Annotated in this window: 21 protein-coding genes; 12 read left to right on the top strand and 9 right to left on the bottom strand. The window is 62.1% G+C overall.

What is annotated here, in order from left to right; genetic code table 11:
• Positions 1 to 134 precede the first annotated feature (134 nt).
• Positions 135 to 4430 carry a DEAD/DEAH box helicase gene (locus GIW69_RS11905; protein ID WP_236482733.1) on the bottom strand — a complete coding sequence of 1432 codons (4296 nt, stop codon included), beginning with the start codon at positions 4428 to 4430 and terminating at the stop codon, positions 135 to 137.
• A 277-nt stretch (positions 4431 to 4707) separates the two neighbouring features.
• Here GIW69_RS11905 and GIW69_RS11900 point away from each other — a divergent pair, with 277 nt between their 5' ends.
• Both GIW69_RS11900 and GIW69_RS11895 read left to right on the top strand, forming a co-directional pair.
• Positions 4708 to 5592, top strand: coding sequence for a sugar nucleotide-binding protein (locus GIW69_RS11900; protein ID WP_236482731.1), 885 nt, complete (start codon positions 4708 to 4710; stop codon positions 5590 to 5592).
• Positions 5585 to 6514, top strand: coding sequence for a UDP-N-acetylglucosamine epimerase PgnE (locus GIW69_RS11895; RefSeq protein ID WP_236482729.1), 930 nt, complete (start codon positions 5585 to 5587; stop codon positions 6512 to 6514). Before GIW69_RS11900 ends, GIW69_RS11895 begins: the two co-directional genes overlap by 8 nt.
• Before the next feature lie 112 nt (positions 6515 to 6626).
• Here GIW69_RS11895 and GIW69_RS11890 read toward each other — a convergent pair whose 3' ends face one another.
• The 5 genes from GIW69_RS11890 to GIW69_RS11870 all read right to left on the bottom strand — a co-directional run bounded on the left by GIW69_RS11890 (position 6627) and on the right by GIW69_RS11870 (position 10770).
• Positions 6627 to 7325, bottom strand: coding sequence for an OmpW family outer membrane protein (locus GIW69_RS11890; protein WP_236482728.1), 699 nt, complete (start codon positions 7323 to 7325; stop codon positions 6627 to 6629).
• 222 nt (positions 7326 to 7547) lie between these two features.
• Entirely contained in the window at positions 7548 to 8066 is a 519-nt protein-coding gene (locus tag GIW69_RS11885) for a DUF3299 domain-containing protein (RefSeq protein ID WP_236482726.1), read from the bottom strand.
• An 11-nt stretch (positions 8067 to 8077) separates the two neighbouring features.
• Positions 8078 to 9343 carry an ABC transporter permease gene (locus tag GIW69_RS11880; protein WP_236482724.1) on the bottom strand — a complete coding sequence of 422 codons (1266 nt, stop codon included), beginning with the start codon at positions 9341 to 9343 and terminating at the stop codon, positions 8078 to 8080.
• Position 9344: 1 nt separating this feature from the next.
• Positions 9345 to 10055, bottom strand: a complete 711-nt coding sequence (locus GIW69_RS11875) for an ABC transporter ATP-binding protein (RefSeq protein ID WP_236482722.1) — start codon at positions 10053 to 10055, stop codon at positions 9345 to 9347.
• A 136-nt stretch (positions 10056 to 10191) separates the two neighbouring features.
• Positions 10192 to 10770: a DUF2796 domain-containing protein gene (locus GIW69_RS11870; protein WP_236482720.1), complete on the bottom strand. Its 579-nt coding sequence runs from the start codon at positions 10768 to 10770 to the stop codon at positions 10192 to 10194.
• Between the two features lie 135 nt (positions 10771 to 10905).
• Here GIW69_RS11870 and GIW69_RS11865 point away from each other — a divergent pair, with 135 nt between their 5' ends.
• A complete protein-coding gene (locus tag GIW69_RS11865) occupies positions 10906 to 11262 on the top strand; it encodes a hypothetical protein (RefSeq protein WP_236482718.1) in 357 nt (118 codons plus the stop codon).
• A gap of 84 nt (positions 11263 to 11346) precedes the next feature.
• Here the strand turns inward: GIW69_RS11865 and trxA are convergent, their stop codons facing one another.
• The 3 genes from trxA to GIW69_RS11850 form a co-directional block, all read right to left on the bottom strand.
• Positions 11347 to 12219: a thioredoxin gene (trxA, locus tag GIW69_RS11860; RefSeq protein ID WP_236482716.1), complete on the bottom strand. Its 873-nt coding sequence runs from the start codon at positions 12217 to 12219 to the stop codon at positions 11347 to 11349.
• 200 nt (positions 12220 to 12419) lie between these two features.
• A complete protein-coding gene (locus tag GIW69_RS11855; RefSeq protein WP_236482714.1) occupies positions 12420 to 13073 on the bottom strand; it encodes a 50S ribosomal protein L11 methyltransferase in 654 nt (217 codons plus the stop codon).
• Entirely contained in the window at positions 13070 to 13534 is a 465-nt protein-coding gene (locus GIW69_RS11850; protein ID WP_236482712.1) for a hypothetical protein, read from the bottom strand. The genes GIW69_RS11855 and GIW69_RS11850 overlap by 4 nt, the downstream gene beginning before the upstream one ends.
• Positions 13535 to 13662: 128 nt before the next feature.
• On the opposite strand from GIW69_RS11850, the gene nrdR reads away from it, so the two are divergent.
• From nrdR to GIW69_RS11805, 9 genes are all read left to right on the top strand, one after another.
• Entirely contained in the window at positions 13663 to 14127 is a 465-nt protein-coding gene (gene nrdR, locus GIW69_RS11845) for a transcriptional regulator NrdR (protein ID WP_172833237.1), read from the top strand.
• Complete coding sequence (gene ribD, locus GIW69_RS11840; RefSeq protein WP_236482710.1) at positions 14124 to 15254, top strand: bifunctional diaminohydroxyphosphoribosylaminopyrimidine deaminase/5-amino-6-(5-phosphoribosylamino)uracil reductase RibD; 1131 nt, start codon at positions 14124 to 14126, stop codon at positions 15252 to 15254. Before nrdR ends, ribD begins: the two co-directional genes overlap by 4 nt.
• Before the next feature lie 47 nt (positions 15255 to 15301).
• Complete coding sequence (locus GIW69_RS11835; protein WP_236482708.1) at positions 15302 to 15967, top strand: riboflavin synthase; 666 nt, start codon at positions 15302 to 15304, stop codon at positions 15965 to 15967.
• A gap of 16 nt (positions 15968 to 15983) precedes the next feature.
• The gene (gene ribBA / locus GIW69_RS11830) at positions 15984 to 17075 is read left to right on the top strand and encodes a bifunctional 3,4-dihydroxy-2-butanone-4-phosphate synthase/GTP cyclohydrolase II (protein WP_236482707.1); all 1092 of its coding nucleotides are present in this window, start codon (positions 15984 to 15986) and stop codon (positions 17073 to 17075) included.
• Between the two features lie 91 nt (positions 17076 to 17166).
• Positions 17167 to 17643: a 6,7-dimethyl-8-ribityllumazine synthase gene (gene ribH / locus GIW69_RS11825; RefSeq protein ID WP_236482705.1), complete on the top strand. Its 477-nt coding sequence runs from the start codon at positions 17167 to 17169 to the stop codon at positions 17641 to 17643.
• Positions 17640 to 18140, top strand: a complete 501-nt coding sequence (gene nusB / locus GIW69_RS11820) for a transcription antitermination factor NusB (RefSeq protein WP_236482703.1) — start codon at positions 17640 to 17642, stop codon at positions 18138 to 18140. Before ribH ends, nusB begins: the two co-directional genes overlap by 4 nt.
• Positions 18141 to 18167: 27 nt before the next feature.
• A complete protein-coding gene (thiL, locus tag GIW69_RS11815) occupies positions 18168 to 19133 on the top strand; it encodes a thiamine-phosphate kinase (protein ID WP_236482701.1) in 966 nt (321 codons plus the stop codon).
• The gene (locus GIW69_RS11810) at positions 19130 to 19633 is read left to right on the top strand and encodes a phosphatidylglycerophosphatase A family protein (RefSeq protein ID WP_236482700.1); all 504 of its coding nucleotides are present in this window, start codon (positions 19130 to 19132) and stop codon (positions 19631 to 19633) included. Before thiL ends, GIW69_RS11810 begins: the two co-directional genes overlap by 4 nt.
• Before the next feature lie 35 nt (positions 19634 to 19668).
• Entirely contained in the window at positions 19669 to 20403 is a 735-nt protein-coding gene (locus tag GIW69_RS11805; protein WP_236482698.1) for a type 2 periplasmic-binding domain-containing protein, read from the top strand.
• Positions 20404 to 20492: the final 89 nt, after the last annotated feature.

Raw genomic sequence — 20492 nt, 5'->3', positions numbered from 1 at the left:
ATTTTGTGCTGGGTTGGCTGGCCTCATCGCGGGCAAGCCCGCTCCCACAGGTTTCTGCGTGATCCGGAGTATGGGTTACGCCACAAATCCCTGTGGGAGCGGGCTTACCCGCGATGGGGCCAGCAAAGACGACATCAGTGCCGGAACAGTTTTTCGCGCACGTCCACCATTACTTCCGGTGCCAACTCTCCACAAAACTGCGGTTTACCGGCGATCACCGCCGCCACCGCAATCCCGTCCCGATACACCAACCGGTTACTCGCCAGTGCCGGTACTTTCACTCCCGGCAACAACGTCCCGGCCAGATTCAGCGGATCAACCCCGCACACCGCAATCAAGCTGCCGTCATGTGGGCGCCGACGCACTTCGCGCAACAACGCAATGGCCTCGGGCAGCGCGAATTGCTCACCCGCCAGCCCACTGACAAACCGCCCGCCACGAATCTCGCCGCGTGCTTCCAGTCGATGAAAGATGCGCAGCAATTCACGCCAGCTCGGCAACCAGTCCGCCTCACGTTCCAGCAAACGCCAGAACACCACGCCGTAGCGACGCAGCAAGGTCATCGCAATGTGTTCAAGTGCCTCTAAAGAGTCCTTGGCCATTGGCGCCGGGCCGCGCCGCACCAATGCCCAGCGTCCGGCATCGTCCATGCCGCCGATGAACGCCCCGCGTCCACGACGGCTGCTGCGCTGCTGGCGTTTGCTCGCTGGGGTAATCAGCGCACGCAAACCAGCGAAGCTGTCGGCGTTCACCAGGCCGGCGCCGACCAGCTCCTGCAAGGCGATTTCCAGTTCGGCGCGCAGCAGGTGCGCTTCATGAGTCAACTCATCGAAAAACAGCGCGCCATGCTGACTCAGTGCTTCGTAGACTTTTTGGGTCTTGGGTGACAGTTCGCTGACCGGCGTCTGTTCGGCGAGTGCGCTCCACAAGCCGACCTGAGGGCGCGGCAGCAACACGACCGGCGTACTGCGCAACGCCGTGCCGCTGACTTTTTGCCGGGCACTGAGGCGCGTCCACACCAGTTTGCCGTTGCGGCACAAATCATCCAGCCACGCGGGCGAATAATCCTTGAGCCGGGCCGGAAGAATGTCGCTGTCCCAGGCGGACGCTGCGGCCGGATAGCCTTCGAACTGGCCGACAATCGCCGGCAACACTGCGCTGCCCTGACCTTGGCTGGTCTTCGAAAGATGCTGCCAGTCGAATAGAAAACGCATGAAATCCTGCAACGCCACCGGTTCGATTTCCCGCCGCAAGCGCTTGACGGTGTAGCGATGAATCCGCGCCAGCAAATGCCGCTCGCACCATTCCTCGGCGCTTTCGCCCGGGGTGAAATGACCTCGCAGCACATAACCTTCGCGTTCCAGTTGCGCCAAGGCCTGATTGACGCTCGAACTCGGCAAACCGAGCGGGCCGGCGATCGCATCTAGCGACAGCGGCCCGAAACCACCCAGGCGCGAGCGAATCACTTCGACCATCGCTTCATCGCTTTCCCACGGCTCGTCGAACCCGGGCAGCGGATCGAGCGGCGGCAGCAACGACGCCTGTGGATAAACCGCTTGCAGGCACGTCTGCCGCTCGCGTGCCAGCCAGACCGAATGCGGCGAATCAATCTGCAACTGACACGCGCGGCCACTGTTCGCGAGCGATTCCAGCCATTCGCGCCAATGGGCATTGGCCTGCACTTCGCCGTCACTGATACACGCCAGACTCATCAGTGCTTCATGCATTTCATCGGCACTGCTCGGCGCCGGCCACGCTTCCTCGCGCACGCCTTTGATCGCTTCGGCATCGAGCGCGCCGAGGTCGTCGGTGGACTGCGGATCGCTCCAGCGTCGGCTGAGCACGGCTTGGGTGCGGCGCTCTTCCAGCGGCGCGTCATCGAGGAACGTGTAGGGACGGGCGCTGAGGATTTCTGCGGCCAGTGGCGACGGCGCCGGTAAATCACGGGCGATCAGGCGTACTTCACCGGCCTCCATGCGCCGCAACAGATTCAGCCAGCCGTCGCTATCCATCGCTTCGTGCAGGCAGTCGTCGAGGGTTTGCTCAACGAGCGGGTGATCGGGGATCTCCCGTTCGCCGGCGAGATTTTCCAGACAGGCGATCTGATCGGGAAACACGCTGGCAATCAGGTCTTCGCTTTTCATCCGCTGGATTTGCGGCGCGACTTTGCGGCCACCGGTAAAGCGCGGCAACGCCAGTGCCACCCCGGCATTCCAGCGCCAGCGCACCCCGAACAGCGGCGCATCGAGCACCGCTTGAATGAGGATGTGTTCGGCGCTGTTGCTGTGCAGGTAACGCCAGACTTCATCGAGTTCGAAGCTGTGGCTGGTCGACAGCGACAGGACAATGGCGTCCTCGCTGGCGGCGGCCTGCAATTCAAAGTTGAACGTGCGGCAGAAACGCTTGCGCAGGGCCAGGCCCCAGGCGCGATTGATACGGCTGCCGAACGGCGTGTGGATGATCAGTTGGGTGCCGCCGGACTCGTCGAAAAACCGTTCCATCAGCAAGGTGTCCTGGGACGGCAGGGCGCCGAAGGTCAGGCGTGCCGGGGCCAGGTAATCCACCAGTTGCTCGGCGCTGGCGAGGTTCAGACCGAGGGTGCCGGTCAGCCAGGCGAGGGCCGTTTGCAGGTCGCCCGGTGTAGTGCTGAGCAGTTCGTCGAGCATCGCTTGCAGGCGGGCGACGGCGCAGGACAGTTCCGCGCTGCGCCCCGGTGCTTCGCCGAGCCAGAACGGAATGCTCGGCGGCTGGCCTTGGGCGTCTTCGACCCGCACCTTGCCGGTGTCCACCCTCAGGATGCGGTAGGACGTATTGCCGAGCTGGAACACGTCGCCGGCCATGCTCTCCACGGCGAAGTCTTCGTTGACGCTGCCGATATTCAACCCTTGGGGTTCGAGGAGCACGCTGTAATCGGCGTTGTCGGGAATCGTGCCGCCGCTGGTCACCGCCGCCAGTTGCGCGCCACGACGCCCGCGCAAACTGCGGGTGACGGCGTCGCGGTGCAGATAGGCGCTGCGGATGCCTTGTCGACCGTTATAGCCTTCGGCGAGCATGTGCAGCAGCGCCCGATAGTGTTTTTCGTCGAGTGTGGCGTAAGGCTGGGCCTGGCGGATCAACGCCAGCAGCGCTTCTTCCTGCCATTCCCGGCAACTGACCTCGGCGATGATCTGCTGGGCCAGCACATCCAGCGGCGCGACGGGGATGTGCAGGATGTCGAGTTCGCCCCGGCGCACGCAGTCGAGCAGGGCGGCACATTCGATCAGGTCATCGCGGCTGGTCGCGAACAGGCGCCCCTTGGGCGTGCCGCCAACCTGGTGCCCCGAACGACCCACTCTTTGCAGGAAACCGGCAATCGAACGTGGCGAGGCGATCTGGCAGACCAGATCGACTTCACCAATGTCGATCCCCAGCTCCAGCGACGCCGTGGCAACCAGCACTTGCAACTCGCCGCGCTTGAGGCGCTGCTCGGCATCGAGGCGAAATTCCTTGGCCAGGCTGCCGTGGTGGGCGGCGACGGCCTGTTTGCCGAGGCGTTCGCTCAAGTGCCGGCTCAACCGTTCGGCAAGGCGCCGCGTATTAACGAAAATCAGCGTGGTGCGGTGTTCGCGGGCCAGTTCGGCGAGGCGGTCGTAGACCAGTTCCCAGACGTCATTGGCCATTACCGCCGAAAGCGGCACCGGCGGCACTTCGATGCCCAGATCCCGTGGGCGGGCGTGGCCGATATCGACGATTTCACACGGCCGGTCGCGACCGACGAGAAACCGCGACACCGCCTCGATCGGTTTTTGCGTGGCTGACAGGCCGACGCGCGTCAGCGGTTCCGGGCACAACGCCTGCAAGCGCTCAAGGCTCAGGGCCAAGTGACTGCCGCGTTTGCCGGCGGCCATGGCGTGGATTTCATCGACAATCACCGTGCGCGTGGTGCCGAGCATTTTGCGGCCGGACTCGGAACCGAGAAGTACGTAGAGCGATTCCGGCGTGGTCACCAGAATGTGCGGCGCGTTTTTGCGCATGGCCGCGCGTTCTTTTTGCGGGGTGTCGCCGGTGCGCACGGCGGTGGTGATCTGCAGTTGCGGCAGATTCATCTGGCGTAACTGTTCGGTGATCCCGGCCAACGGGTTTTGCAGATTGAGGCGGATGTCGTTGGACAACGCCTTGAGCGGCGACACGTAGACCACCAGGGTTTCGTCCGGCAGGCCTTCGGGATTTTCCAGGCCTCGGTGGACGAGGTCGTCAAGCACGGCGAGAAACGCGGTCAGGGTCTTGCCCGAACCGGTCGGCGCGGCGATCAACGTCGAACGGCGCTGGCGTATCAACGGCCATGCGCGGGCCTGGGCGGGCGTCACCGAAGGGAAGGTGTTGCGGAACCAGGCGCTGACGGCGGGGTGAAAGCCATTCAGGGCGCTGACGGCGGGGACGGGCAGATTCATGGCTAAAGTTATGCGGGCGCAGGCACGAAGATGCAAGTACCGCTCGGGCGTCTTCGCAAGCAGACTCGCTCCCACGGGGGCGTGCGATCAATTGTGGGAGCGAGCCTGCTTGCGAAAGCGCCGGTCGCCACCCCCCAAATCCGCTGTATCAACACTTTACGGATGACGGTTGCGCACTAAACCCGCAAAATGCAACGATTCCGGCAATGATCGGCGACAGATCCACACGGTTCGTCGCCAAAGCCATCGTTCCTATCAGACTGGGCCTGCTGACTTTATGCGAATGCGCCTTATGTTACTGGGCGGCGGAAATGCCCTTGGGCAAGCGCTGATTCGCCTCGGTGCGGAGGAAGACATCGGCTTCCTCGCCCCCCGCCCGCCAGAAAACGGCTGGGATGCCGCGAGCCTGACACAACTGCTCGACGATACCCGCCCGGATGCCTTGATCAACCTGGCTTACTATTTCGACTGGTTCCAGGCCGAGACGGTCGGCGAAAGTCGTCTGGCCGGGCAAGAGCACGCCGTCGAGCGCCTCGCCGAGCTGTGCCAGCACCACAACATTGTTTTGTTGCAACCCTCCAGCTATCGCGTGTTCGACGGCTCCCGGGCCACGGCGTACAGCGAAAAGGATGAGCCGGTGCCGCTGGGCCTGCGCGGTCAGGCCTTGTGGCGCATCGAACAAAGCGTTCGCGCGACCTGCCCGCAACACGTGTTGCTGCGTTTCGGCTGGCTGCTCGATGACAGCCCGGACGGCACGCTCGGGCGTTTCCTCGGCCGTGCCGAACAGCCGGAAGAATTGCTGATGGCGGACGACCGTCGCGGCAATCCGACACCCGTCGATGATGCTGCGCGGGTGATCATTTCGGTGCTCAAGCAACTCGATTGCGCCGCGCCGCTGTGGGGCACTTATCACTACGCCGGCCACGAGGCGACCACGCCGCTGGCGCTGGGGCAGGCGATCTTGACTGAAGCGCGCACGCTGCATCCGCTGGCCATCGAAGCGCCGACCGCCCAGGCGCACGCCGCGCGACCGGACGCTGCCGAAGAGCCGCAACATGCGGTGCTCGCCTGCAAGAAAATTCTGCACACTTTCGGGATCAAGCCGCGCGCCTGGCGTGCCGCGCTCCCGGGCTTACTGGATAGGTTTTATCGCCATGGCTGAAGGCCCTGTTTTAATCACCGGCGGCGCCGGTTTCATTGGCTCGCACCTGGCCGATGCGTTGCTCGCCAAGGGTCATTCGGTGCGGATCCTTGATGACCTGTCGACCGGCAATCGCGCCAACCTGCCGCTGGACAATCCCAACGTTGAATTGATCGTCGGCGACGTGGCGGACGCCGCACTGGTCGCCCGGGCCATGCACGGTTGCAGCGCCGTCGCGCACCTGGCGGCCGTGGCGTCGGTGCAGGCCTCGGTGGACGACCCGGTGAAAACCCATCAGAGCAATTTCATTGGCACGCTCAATGTCTGCGAAGCCATGCGTCAGGCCGGGGTCAAACGCGTGCTGTATGCCTCCAGTGCAGCGGTGTATGGCAACAATGGCGAGGGCGAGTCGATCAACGAAGATACGCCCAAACAACCGCTGACGCCGTACGCGTCGGACAAACTGGCGGGCGAGCAATACTTCGATTTCTATCGCCGCCAGCACGGTCTGGAACCGGTGATTTTTCGCTTCTTCAATATCTACGGCCCGCGCCAGGATCCGTCCTCGCCGTACTCCGGGGTCATCAGCATCTTCAGCGAGCGCGCGCAAAAAGGTCTGCCAATCACCGTGTTTGGCGATGGCGAGCAAACGCGGGATTTCCTCTACGTCGAGGATCTGGTCGATGTGTTGGTGCAAGCGCTGGAAAAACCTCAGGTTGAAGAGGGGGCGGTGAACGTCGGCTGGAATCAGGCGACCAACCTCAAACAGATGCTGGCGGCGCTGGAACAGGTGGTCGGTGAGCTGCCGCCGGTCAGTTATGGCCCTGCGCGTTCGGGGGATATTCGCCATTCCCGGGCGGATAACCGGCGATTGCTGGCGCGTTTCAAATGCGCGCAGCCTACGCCGATGAACGTCGGCCTGGCGCGATTGCTCGGTCGCTGAGTTTCTGGCGAAGACAAAGAAGGCGTCCATCGGGACGCCTTTTTTTGTGGCCGGAAAATCGCTCTGGGGCGATGTGTGTTCTCGGGCCAGGTTCACCACCACGTGAACGTTCTTAAAACTTGTAACCCAGGCCCACCATGTAAATGAACGGATCGACATCCACGTTGACCTTGGCCCGGGTGCCCGGCGCCACGGCGTTGTTTTCCACGGTCGCCTGAGTGTCGATATCGATGTAGCGCACTTGGGCGTTGAGCATGATGTTGTCGGTGAGCATGTAGTCGGCGCCGACCTGCCAGGCCAGGCCCCAGGAGTTTTTCGCCTTGAAGTTGCTGAAACCATTGGACTGGGCTTCGCTGCCGACGTGCTCGTCGTAGATCCAGGTGTAGTTGATGCCGCCGCCGACATAAGGCTGGAATGGCGAGGTTGCCTCAAGCGGGTAGTACACGACGCTCAGGGTTGGCGGCAGGTGTTTGAGGGTGCCGAGTTTGCCGTTGGCGGCTGGCAGGGCGGTGCCTTTGATTTTCACGTCATGCTCGAACGGCGTGGCCGCGAGCAGCTCGATACCGACGTGGTTGGTCAGCATGTAGGCGAAGTTCAGGCCCAACTGAGTGTCGCTGCTCATGGTCGCCTTGCCGCCCAGATCGGCACCGCTCAATGGGCCTTGGTCGACCTTGACGCTGGAACTGTCGGCTTTCGGGTTGACGGTGATCGCACCGGCACGGATCAGAATGTCGCCCGCCTGGTGGGCGTGGGCGAGCGGGGCAGCGAGTGCGAGGGCAAACAGCGAAGCGCTGAGCAAGGACGTGTTCATCGGAACTCCCAAAGGACGTTAAAAATGTTTGATGTCCTATGGTACGAAGCCGTCTGATCCGGTCTTTTGACTCAGCTCAATGAAACCGTTATGCCCCTGATTTTTGCGTGATCTTCACCGGCCCTATCGCGAGCAGGCTCACTCCTACATTTGAATGCGTTCTCTTGTAGGAGTGAGCCTGCTCGCGATGGCGATTAACTAAACACCACAAACCACCGGGATTCACTCCGGCAATTCATACGCATAAATCTTGTCCGCCTCCATCTGATACCCGGCATCCGCCAGCTCACTGCTCGACGCTTTCACCTGCATCGATCCCTCGATCCAATATGGTTGATACAACTCATCAAGCTTCACACCCAACTCGCTTTTCACATGCACAATCTGGTTCGACGGCGGTGGCGGCACGTGGATGCAGGCGCCGAAATACGGCACGAGTAAAAAGTCCGTGGTGCGGCCCTCTTCATTCACTTCCAGTGGCACGATGTACCCCGGTAAACGAATGTTCTGGCCGTCGAGCGTCTGCACCACTGGCGCATTGGGCAGATCCTGTTTCGCCGCCGGTGCCGATTCGGCGGAGAGCGCATCGCCCATCTTCGACAGATCGTGCAGCGGCGTCATGTTCGGCACTTCCGGCGCGGCGTCGGGCGGGATCATTTCCGACCAGGTCAGGTCTTTCGGCGCCGCCGCCCACACGGGCAGGGCGACCAGCAACAACAGCGCAAGCACGGCGCGGGGCATGGACAACTTCCTCATAAACGGATCGACAGGCCATCGGCCAGGGATTGGCGATAAGCGCGCCAGGCCGGCACGCTGCCCATCAGCACGGCGGCCGCCAGAATGCCACCGAGCAGCGTCCATTCATACTCGCTCGGCCACGCCAGCGGCAGGAACAAACCGTAATTGGCCTGCACGTAACCTTGCGCGGCCGCGATGCCGATGTACAACAACGCCAACCCGGCGAGCACGCCGGTCAACGCCAACGCAAAGGCTTCCAGCACCAACAGACTCGCGATGTGCCACGGTCGCGCGCCGACCGAACGTAGAATCGCCATCTCGCGACGGCGCTCATTGAGACTGGTGAGAATCGCCGTGAGCATGCCGATCAGCCCGGTCAGCACCACAAACAGCGACACCACGAACAAGGCTTTTTCGGCGGTGCTCATCAGGCTCCACAGTTCTTGCAGCGCGACGCCCGGCAGAATCGCCAGCATCGGCTCGCCCCGGAATTCGTTGATTTCCCGTTGCAGCGCGAAGGTGGAAATCTTGCTGTTGAGGCCGAGCATGAACGCGGTGATCGCTTGCGGCGTCAGATCCATGTTGCGCGCCTGATCGGCGCTGATCCGGCCCTTGCCCTGCGCAGGCACGCCGTTGTGCCAATCGATGTGAATCGCCTCCATGCCGCCGAGGCTGATGTGCAACGTACGATCCACCGGAGTGCCGGTGCGCTTAAGAATGCCGACCACGGTGAACGGTTTGTCGTCGTGCTTGACCAGGCTGATCACCGCCACACCATGGGACAGCACCAGTTTGTCGCCGAGCTTGTAATGCAGCGCCTCGGCCACTTCGGCGCCGAGCACGACTTCGAACGGATCGGTGGCGAAAGGGCGACCGTCGGCCAGTTCCAGGTGCTGCTGGCGACCATACTGGTAATGCTCGAAATAGGCTTCCGTAGTGCCCATCACCCGGTAGCCGCGATGGGAGTCGCCAAGTGACATCGGGATCGCCCACTTCACTTTCGGGTTGGCGGCGAAGTGTTCGAAGCTGTCCCAGCGGATGTTGTTGGTGGCGTTGCCGATGCGGAACACCGAGTACAACAGCAGATTTACTGAGCCGGAACGCGCGCCGACGATCAAATCGGTGCCGCTGATGGTGCTGGCGAAACTGGCTTTGGCCTCGGTGCGCACCCGTTCCACCGCCAGCAACAGGCAGACGGACAGGGCGATGGCGAACGCGGTGAGCAGGGCGGTGAAGCGGCGGTTGGCCAGGCTGGCCATGGCCAGACGGAGCAAATACATCTCAGACCTCGGCAGACGTGGCGGCGCGATTGAGCTCGGCCAGGGACAGATGACGGTCGAACAGCGGCGCCAGGCTCTGGTCGTGGCTGACGAACAACAGGCTGGAACCGGCTTCACGGCATTCGGCGAAAAGCAGGCGAATGAAGTTTTCCCGGGCGTCGTAATCCAGTGCCGAGGTCGGCTCGTCGGCGATCACCAATTCCGGTTGGCCGATCAAGGCGCGGGCGGCGGCAACGCGTTGCTGTTGGCCGATCGACAAGGCGTCGGCGCGACGGCCGAGGATGCTTTGATCCTTCAAACCCAAATGAGCGAGCAGGGTGGCGGCGGCCTGATCGACACTGCCGTGGCGCTGCTTCGCCCGTTCAGCGCGCAGCTTGGAGAAGTGGCAGGGCAGTTCGACGTTTTCGCGCACCGACAGAAACGGCAACAGGTTGAACTGCTGGAAAATGTAGCCGGTGTGATCGACGCGGAAACGGTCGCGAGCACCGGCGCCGAGTTCGCTCAGTTCCTGGCCGAGCAGGCGGATGCTGCCACGATCCGGTTTCTGCACGCCGCCGAGCAGCCCGAGCAGGGTGGTTTTGCCGCTGCCGCTGGGGCCTTTGAGGAACAGGGTTTCGCCGGGCTCCAGGCGAAACGCCGGGATGTCCAGCAAGGGTGGATGACCGGGCCAACTGAAGCCCAGGTCGGACAGTTCGATGAGTGCTTGGGTCATGGCGCCGTTTTCATGGTTGAACACAAACTCTGTGGGAGCGGGCTTGCTCGCGAATGCATTAGATCAGTCACATCATTGGCGCCTGACGTACCGCCTTCGCGAGCAAGCCCGCTCCCACAAGGGGATCTCAGTGGATTTAGAATTTCAGGGCCGCAGCCTTGGCCGTCACTTCGGTGCCTTGCTGGCCGCTGGCGCTGATCAGTTGTACCTGAATCTTCTGAGTGGCGGGGAAGGTGTTGAAGATGTTTGCCAGATCCAGCGTTTTCAACGCACCTGGGGCTGTGCAACTGAACTGGTAATGCGCGTGTATTTCGCTGTGATCGTGGTGATGCTCGTGGCCGTCCTTGTCCGCTTCCTCATGATCGGTATCGGGTTTATCGCCGAACAGCGGGCTTTCCAGTTCCTGACGGGTGACTTTGCAACCGGCAGCGGTCGGCAGGTTGAACAGGGTCAGCGGCTTTTCAAGCTGCGCGTGGACGGCGGCGACTTTGGCTTTGTCGGCGTCGCTGGTGGCCGCGTGTTCGAAGCCGACCAGGTTCATCGCCGGGCTTTCCAGTTCCAGTTCCAGGGTCTGGCCGTCCAGTGCGGCGTTGAGACGGCCAACGCCATGTTCGTGCGCGCCGAGGCTGCCGTGTTCATGGTCGTGATCATCGGCTGCCTGGGCGACGGCCAGCGGCAACAGGGCAAACGGCAAAGCGAGCAGCAAACGGCGCATGACGGAACTCCGGAAGTAAAGTGAAGAGTTTGTTATGTAATCTTATAACGAAAGTGCGAAGAGTTTGCCCGTACCCTTGGCGTTGCACAAGTCCCGTGGGAGCATGCGGATCGGATATGTGCGGGAGCAGGCCTAATGTTGCGTATACGCGGAAGCATCGGCGACCTGCCGGTGGATCTCACGCTGGAGCTGGATGAAAGCGACTGGGCGCGGCTGGGTTCGCACCTGAGCGTGCATTCGCAGGTGCCAGCAACGCCGGCCGAAACGACGCCGACAACGACGCCGTTGAATCAGGACGATGCCCAGTGGCAAGTGGCGAAAGATTTGCTGCGCAAGGCCGGACAACTCAGCGGGCCGGATTTGCTGGAGCAACTGGAAGGCCTGACCGGCAGCGCTGCGTCGGGCAAGCGATTGCTGGTGCGGTTGCGGCACAGTGCGCAAGTGAAAGTGGTGAGTGGCGGGGATACGCCCCTTTACAGCTGGATCGAGTAAAACGCAAAAGATCGCAGCCTGCGGCAGCTCCAGGGGTAACGCTAGATCCGTGTTGGAGCTGCCGCAGGCTGCGATCTTTTGATCTTAATAAAGCGCCGCAAACATCTTGCGTCGGTACGCCGTTACCAGCGGATGATCGTTGCCCAGCAACTCAAACACCTGCAATAACGTCTTGTGCGGCAGACCCTCGCCATAGTTACGATTGCGAATGAACAACTTGAGCATCGCCTCCAGCGCCGCGTCGTATTGCTGGCGCGCCAGTTGCTGGATCGCCAGTTGATACACCGCCTCATCGTCCTGCGGATTTTGCGCCAGACGGCTCTTCAGGTCGGCGGCGTCCGGTAGATCTTTCACCAGGCCAAGGAAATGAATTTGCGCTTTAGCCCCGGCCAGCGCGGCTTTGTGCTCATCGCTTTTCACCGCATCGAGCACGGCTTTGGCATCGTCCAGTTCGCCACGCTCGGTCAGGCAGCGGGCATACAGGATCAGCGCTCTGGCGTTGCTGTTGTCTTCATCAAGGATGGTTTTCAGCGTGGCTTCGGCATCCGCATATCGCCCGTCGTCGAACAATGTCTGAGCCTGTTCAAACGGATCGGCAGCGACCGGTGGCGGCATCTGCACATGGGGTTCAAGCAGGGCGCGCACGGCGGATTCCGGTTGCGCACCGGCAAAACCGTCGACCGGTTGACCGTCCTTGAACAGCACCACGGTCGGCAGGCTGCGAATGCCGAATCGGGCAACGATGTCCTGTTCGAGGTCGCAATTGACCTTGGCCAGCAGCAGTTCGCCCTGGTAGCTCTCGGCGATGCCTTGCAGCATCGGCATCAGCGCCTTGCACGGCGCACACCACTCGGCCCAGAAATCCACCAGCACCGGTTTGTTGAAAGAGGCTTCGATCACCGATTGGTCGAAATCGGCGGTCGTGGCGTCGAAAATGTACGGCGTTTGCTGACTCATGGGGCATCTCGTAAAAGCGTGAATGGGGCAACTATACGGCTTGGCGGGGTCTGGCCGGAAGCGGGGCGGGTTTTGAGATATGTGTCGCCTGGAAGGACGCTATCGCGGGCAAGCCCACTCCCACAGTGTTTTGGGTGTCACGCAAAATCTGCGGACGACATCAGGCCCTGTGGGAGCAGGCTTGCCCGCGATGCTTTTAGCTAACGCCGCGCATGGTAGAGGCTGACATGCCGAAATTCTTCCGGCTCAGCCAGATCCGGCAACGTCATCGCCTCCAGCATCTCAATGCGTTCATACAACGGATGGCGAAAATCCCGCACCCGCGAATCCGCCACCAATGCCTCGCGGCCTCGACTGAGGAAGGCATCAAGCAGCGGCAGGTTCTCCCGGTCATACAAAACGTCGGCCACCAGGATCAGATCGAAGCGATCAGCCTCGGCAAAGAAATCCGTCGAATAGCCCATCTGCACATCATTAAGCTCGGCATTGGCTCGACACGCCGCAATCGCCAGCGGATCGAGATCGCAAGCCACCACTTCCAATGCTCCGGCCTTGACGGCAGCAATCCCGGCAATCCCTGAACCTGCGCCGAAATCCAGCACGCGTTTGCCTTTGACCCACTCGGGAAATGCCGCCAGATATCGAGCGACCGCCAAACCACTGGCCCAACAGAAACTCCAGTAGGGCGGCTCATGCAGAATTCGCCGGGTTTCATCGGGGCTGAAGGCGCGATCCATGTTGTCGCCGTCGATCAGCCACAGCTTCAAGTCCGTGTCTGGCAATGGACAAGCAATCAACCGCGCATCACCCAGCAACTCACCTAACGCCTGTTGCAGGTCTAGCGGTGCATTCACGGCGCTTTGACGAATTGCAGTTGGCCGAGTGCCTGGGTGGTCGGCTGAGTGATGGTTTGCGGCGGCAGATGCAGAATCAGTTGCCCGGACTGGCTGGCGCGGCCGCGCAATTCAACCCGCGCACCGACCGGAAAGGCTTCCGGATTGAAACGCACGTGAAACGGCAGAATCTGGTTGTTGCCGATCAGGCTGGAACTGGCGAGCAATTGTTGCGGGCGATCCTTTTCGTCGATCACCAGCAGCGCCAGTTCGACTTCGGCACCGGCCGGCACACCTTGCAGCGTGCCGCTCAGTTCACGTTGAAACGCGGGCAGGGGGCCAAGTTGCGCGGCTTCCCGGGCTTTTTTCTCCGCCTGTTGCGGTGCAGGGCCCGGCGTGGGCGGCTGAGGCTTGAGCGCGTCGCTGCTGCAAGCCACCAGCAGGCTGAAAAAACTGAGCAAAACGAGCGGACGAAACGGCATTGGAAGCTCCAGCAAAATGAAATCCGTGGATCAATCGATCATGCCGTTCTGTATACCGCAAACCCTATGGCTTGTCTTGCCACGGGGATGCGCTACCATGGCCCTCCCTTTTTTTGTTGCCAGCCACCATGCACTGTCCCTTCTGCGGTGCCAACGACACCAAGGTCATCGACTCGCGTCTGGTCGCCGAGGGCGAACAGGTGCGCCGCCGGCGTGAATGCCTGGCCTGCGGCGAGCGTTTCACGACATTCGAGACGGCCGAACTGGTGTTGCCGCGCCTGATCAAAACCGATGGCAGTCGCCAACCGTTCGACGAAGAAAAACTGCGCGCCGGCATGCAACGCGCGCTGGAGAAACGTCCGGTGAGCGTCGAGCGCCTCGAATCCTCTCTGGTACACATCAAGCACAAGCTGCGCGCCACCGGCGAACGCGAGGTCAAGTCCCTGGTGGTCGGCGAACTGGTGATGGCCGAGTTGCAAAAGCTTGATGAGGTTGCCTACATCCGCTTCGCTTCGGTCTACAAACGTTTCCAGGATCTCAACGAGTTCCGTGAAGAAATCGACCGCCTCGCCCGCGAACCGGTGCAAGAATGACCGGCGCCGAGCAGGCCATCCTCGACGCGCACTTCATGGCTCGCGCCCTGGAGCTGGCGCGCAAGGGGCACTACACGACACACCCCAATCCACGGGTCGGCTGTGTCATCGTGCGCGACGGGCAGATTGTCGGCGAAGGCTGGCATGAACGCGCCGGCGAACCCCACGCCGAAGTCCACGCCCTGCGCGCCGCCGGTGAACTGGCCCGGGGCGCCACCGCCTACGTCACCCTTGAGCCCTGCAGCCACCACGGGCGCACGCCGCCCTGCGCCGAAGCGCTGGTGACTGCTGGCGTCGGGCGGGTGGTCGCAGCGATGCGTGATCCGAACCCACAAGTGGCTGGACGCGGTTTGCAGCGTTTGGCCGACGCTGGCATCGCTACCGAAAGCGGTGTGCTCGAAGGCGAGGCGCGCAAGCTCAACGAAGGTTTCCTCAAGCGCATGGAACACGGCTTGCCATTCGTGCGGGTGAAACTGGCCATGAGCCTCGATGGCCGCACGGCCATGCAAAGCGGTGAGAGCCAATGGATCACCGGCCCCGCCGCGCGTTCGGCGGTGCAGCGGTTGCGCGCCCAGGCCAGCGTCGTGCTGACCGGTGCCGACACGGTGCTGGCCGATGGCGCACGTTTGACCGTGCGCGGCGACGAGTTGGGGCTGGATGCCGAACACACGGCGCTGGCCTTGAGCCGTCCACCGTTGCGAGTGCTGATCGACGGACGCTTGCGGGTGCCGCTGGATGCGCCTTTCTTCAAGGCCGGGCCGGCGCTGGTCGCCACCTGCGTGGCAGTCGAGGAGCAATACGCCAACGGGCCGGAATGCCTGATCGTGCCGGGCGATGACGGTCAGGTCGATTTGCATCAATTGCTGATCGAGCTGGCCAACCGTGGCGTCAACGAAGTGCTGGTCGAGGCCGGCCCCCGTCTGGCAGGCGCGTTTGCCCAACTCGGCCTGGTCGACGAATTCCAGATATTCATCGCCGGCAAGTTTCTCGGCTCGACGGCGCGTCCTTTGCTGGACTGGCCGCTGGCCTATATGAAGGACGCGCCCGAGCTGAAAATCACCGAAATCCGCGCGGTTGGCGATGACTGGCGAGTCATTGCCATCCCTGTGCAATCGGCGCGCGTATAATTCCCGGCCATCGCGCCAGCCTTGGCCCTGTTCTCAAGGAGAACCCCATGTTTACCGGCATCATCGAATCCATCGGCAGCATCCGCGCACTGACCCCAAAGGGCGGCGATGTGCGGGTTTATGTCGAAACCGGCAAGCTCGACCTCAGCGACGTTAAACTCGGCGACAGCATCGCGGTCAATGGCGTCTGCCTGACCGCCGTTGAGCTGCCGGGTAACGGCTTCGCCGCCGACGTCAGCCGCGAAACCCTCGACTGCACCGCCATGAACGACCTGAAAAGTGGCAGCCCGGTCAACCTGGAAAAAGCCCTGACACCGACTACTCGCCTCGGCGGCCACTTGGTCAGCGGCCATGTCGACGGCGTCGGCGAAATCGTTTCCCGCTCCGATAACGCCCGCGCCGTGGAATTTCGTATCCGCGCGCCGAAAGACCTCGCCAAGTACATCGCCCATAAAGGCTCGATCACGGTCGACGGCACCAGCCTGACCGTGAACGCGGTGGATGGCGCCGAATTCATGTTGACGATCATTCCGCACACCCTGAGCGAAACCATCATGGCGTCGTACAAGCCAGGTCGCCGGGTCAATCTGGAAGTTGATCTGCTGGCGCGTTATCTGGAGCGCCTGCTGATGGGTGACAAGGCGGCAGAGTCCGTCGCTGGCGGCACCATCACCGAAAGTTTTCTGGCCGCCAACGGCTACCTCAAATCCTGACTGAAGGGGGTGCCTTGTGGCGCTCAATAGCATCGAAGAACTGGTTGAAGACATCCGCCAAGGCAAGATGGTCATCCTCATGGATGACGAAGACCGCGAGAACGAAGGCGACCTGATCATGGCCGCCGAATGCTGCCAGCCCGAGCACATCAACTTCATGGCCAAGCACGCCCGTGGCCTGATCTGCATGCCGATGAGCCGCGAACGCTGCGAACTGTTGAAGCTGCCGCTGATGGCGCCGCGCAACGGTTCCGGTTTCGGCACCAAATTCACGGTGTCGATCGAAGCCGCCGAAGGCGTGACCACCGGTATCTCCGCCGCCGACCGCGCCCGCACCGTGCAGGCCGCTGCCGCCAAGGACGCCAAGGCTGAAGACATCGTCAGCCCCGGCCACATCTTCCCGCTGATGGCTCAGGCCGGCGGCACCCTCGCACGGGCCGGCCACACCGAAGCCGCGTGCGACCTGGCGCGCATGGCCGGTTTCGAGCCGAGCGGCGTGATCTGCGAAGTGATGAATGACGACGGCACCATGTCCCGTCGCGCGGAACTGGAAACTTTCGCCGCCGAACACGACATCAAGATCGGTACCATCGCCGACCTGATTCATTACCGGATGATCCACGAACGTACCGTTCAGCGGATTGCCGAGCAGCCACTGGACAGCGAACTGGGCCAATTCAACCTGGTGACCTATCGTGATTCGGTGGAAGGCGACGTGCACATGGCCCTGACGCTGGGCAATGTCTGCGCCGACGAACCGACCCTTGTTCGCGTGCACAACATGGATCCGCTGCGCGACCTGTTGATGGTCAAGCAGCCGGGCCGCTGGAGTCTGCGCGCCGCCATGGCGGCGGTTGCCGAGGCGGGCAGCGGCGTAGTGCTGTTGCTCGGTCACCCGCTCGATGGCGACGTGCTGCTGGCGCACATCCGCGAAACCGCCGATCAGGCCGTGGTGAAAAAACCGACCACTTACAGCATCGTCGGTGCCGGTTCGCAGATCCTGCGTGACTTGGGCGTGCGCAAAATGCGCCTTATGTCGGCGCCGATGAAGTTCAACGCCATATCCGGTTTCGATCTGGAAGTTGTAGAATACGTGCCCTCCGAATAATGCCCGGGTATTTCCGGAACTGAATTCGCGGCAAATAAATCACTGAGGGACGCGTAAAAGACGCGTCCCGGCTCTTTAAGAGATCTGACGAATGACCCTGAAGACCATCGAAGGTACCTTCATCGCCCCTAAAGGCCGCTACGCTTTGGTAGTGGGCCGTTTCAACAGCTTCGTGGTTGAAAGCCTGGTTGGCGGTGCAGTGGATGCCCTGGTTCGCCACGGCGTGAGCGAAAACGACATCACCATCATCCGCGCACCTGGCGCCTTCGAAATCCCGCTGGTTGCCCAGAAAGTCGCCCAGAAAGGCGAATTCGCGGCCATCATCGCTCTGGGCGCGGTCATTCGTGGCGGTACTCCGCATTTCGAATACGTCGCGGGCGAATGCACCAAGGGCCTGGCCCAAGTGTCCATGGAGTTCGGCGTGCCAGTCGCTTTCGGCGTCCTGACCGTTGATTCCATCGAGCAAGCCATCGAACGTTCCGGCACCAAGGCCGGTAACAAAGGTGCCGAAGCTGCCCTGTCCGCTCTGGAAATGGTCAGCCTGCTGGCGCAGTTGGAGGCCAAGTGATTAGCGACGAAAGCGATCGTTTCAACCCGCGCGATCCGAAACCTGCGGACGCTGGCAAGCCATCGAAGAGCGTCAAGCGCCGCGAAGCCCGTCAGCTCGCGACTCAGGCCCTGTATCAATGGCACATGGCCAAGGCTTCGCTGAACGAAATCGAAGCGCAGTTCCGGGTCGATAACGATTTCACCGATGTCGACGGCGCCTACTTCCGCGAAATCCTGCACGGGGTTCCGCAGTTCAAGACCGAAATCGACACCGCGCTCACGCCTTGCCTGGACTTGACCATCGAAGAACTGGATCCGGTTGAGCTGGCGGTTCTGCGCTTGTCCACCTGGGAACTGCTCAAGCGCGTCGACGTGCCGTACCGCGTTGTGATCAACGAAGGTATCGAATTGGCCAAGGTGTTCGGTTCGACCGACGGCCACAAGTTCGTCAACGGCGTGCTCGACAAGCTGGCCCCGCGCCTGCGTGAAGCCGAAGTGAAGGCGTTCAAGCGCTGATTTGCGCTTGAATACTTTGACCCGGCCATGGGCGAGTTTGAGCTGATCCGCAATTTCTTCGCCGCCGCGCCCTGTGCGCAGGGCGGCGACGGCGTTGCCCTCGGAATCGGCGATGACTGCGCCTTGCTGGCGGTTCCTTTCGGGGAGCAGTTGGCCGTTTCCACCGATACGCTGGTGGCCGGCGTGCATTTCGCCGATCCCTGCGATCCGTTTCTGCTCGGTCAGCGCTCGCTGGCCGTGGCGGTCAGCGACCTGGCCGCCATGGGCGCCACGCCCGTCGCCTTTACCCTTGCCCTGACCTTGCCGACGGTGACCGCCGATTGGCTGCAAGCCTATGCCCGTGGTTTGAACCACATGGCGCAGAACTGCGGCGTGGCGCTGGTCGGCGGCGATACCACGCGCGGGCCGCTCAGCCTGACAGTGACCGTGTTCGGTCGCGTTCCGGCCGGGCAAGCGTTGACCCGCAGCGGCGCGCAACCGGGGGATTTGCTGTGCGTGGGCGGTGAGTTGGGCAATGCCGCCGGTGCCTTGCCGCTGGTTTTGCGGCAACGCGAGGCGCCGGCCGAGGTTGCCGAACCCTTGCTCGCTCATTATTGGTCGCCGCAACCGCAACTCGCGCTGGGTCAGGCATTGCGCGGCAAAGCCACTTCAGCGCTGGATATTTCCGACGGCCTGCTGGCCGATTGCGGCCACATCGCATTCGCGTCGAAGGTTCGACTTGAAGTTGAACGCGAGCGCGTACCGCTGTCGAACGCATTGGTGGCGTTTCTCGGTCAACCTGGCGCCGAGCGTGCGGCGTTGAGTGGCGGTGACGATTACGTGCTGGCGTTCACGCTGCCACCCACCAAGTTGCCCGCGCTGCTCGCCGACGGCTGGCCGATCCACGTGATCGGACGTGTGGCCGGAGGGCAGGGCGTGGTGCTGCTGGATCGCGACGGACACGACATCACCCCGCAAACACGCGGCTATCAACATTTTCGGGAGACACCGTGACAGATCATCCCAACCAGGTTCCGGCCGAGTTCGTTCCGCCATCGGTGTGGCGCAATCCGTGGCATTTCCTCGCCTTTGGTTTCGGCTCGGGCACGTTGCCAAAAGCGCCGGGCACCTGGGGCTCGCTGGTTGCGCTACCCTTTATCCCACTGTGGCAGATGCTGCCCGACTGGGGCTACTGGCTGATGCTCGGCATCACCATGCTGTTCGGCTTCTGGCTGTGCGGCAAAGTGGCCGACGATTTGCGCGTGCATGACCACGAAGGCATCGTCTGGGACGAGATGGTCGGGATGTGGATCACGTTGTGGCTGGTGCCGGAAGGCTGGTATTGGCTGCTGGCGGGTTTTCTGGTGTTTCGCTTCTTCGATATTCTCAAGCCGTGGCCCATCCACTGGATCGACCGGCATGTACACGGCGGCGTCGGCATCATGCTCGACGACGTGCTGGCCGGCGTTTTTGCCTGGCTGGCGATGCAAGGGCTGGTGTGGATGTTCGCTTGATCCGAAGGCGCCCGCAGGGATACGAGGAACCAGGGATGGCTCGACGCTGGTTGGCAATGACGGTTTTTGCCCTGATGGGTGCGGTGACCGGTTCGGTGGCTTGGGCGCAGGACGCCGCGCCATCGGTCATTCATCTGGCCAGCGAAGACTGGGAAGACTACACCGCCGCCGATGGCCATGGCCTGGGTTGGGACGTGTTGCGCAAAGTCTTTGAACCGGCGGGCGTGAAGCTCGACATCCGCACCGTGCCTTACACCCGCTCCATCGGTCTGGTGCAATTGCAGGAAGCCGACGCGATGGTCGGCTCCTACCGCGATGAGGCTGACAAGGTGCTTTATCCGCGCTGGCATTTCGATACCGACCACATTTATGCGCTAGGCCTGGCAAGCAATCCGCCAGCGACCCAAGCCACGCTTGGCAGCTATCGCCTCGCCTGGGTGCGCGGCTATCGCTATGAAAAGTACCTGCCCAACGTTAAACGTTTTAACCAGATCGAAAGGCGTAACGGTATCTTGCTGATGCTCAAGCAGGGGCGGGCGGATTTCTACATCGATGCCTTGACCGAAATCGAATCGGTGGTGAAGACGGCAGCCGATCCGTCGCAGTTCCGCTACTCGCATCTTGCGGAGTTGCCGCTGTTCCTCGGTTTTGCCGACACCGCCAATGGCCGGGCGTTGATGGCCGTGTATGACCAGCGCATGGAGCTTCTAGTCAAAAGCGGCGAGCTGAAGCCGATCTTCCAGCGCTGGAATCAACCCTATCCGTTCTAAACGCCATACGTGTAGGAGTGGGGTGTCTCATCAAACTTCTTGATCGTTATGCCCGACAATTCAGCCTAAGCGTCTCTCCGAACCTGCTG

The sequence above is a fragment of the Pseudomonas syringae genome (assembly GCF_021605415.1).
Classification (GTDB): domain Bacteria; phylum Pseudomonadota; class Gammaproteobacteria; order Pseudomonadales; family Pseudomonadaceae; genus Aquipseudomonas; species Aquipseudomonas syringae_S.
Note: the sequence above shows the minus strand (reverse complement) of the source record. Positions and strands in the feature narration are given on the sequence as shown.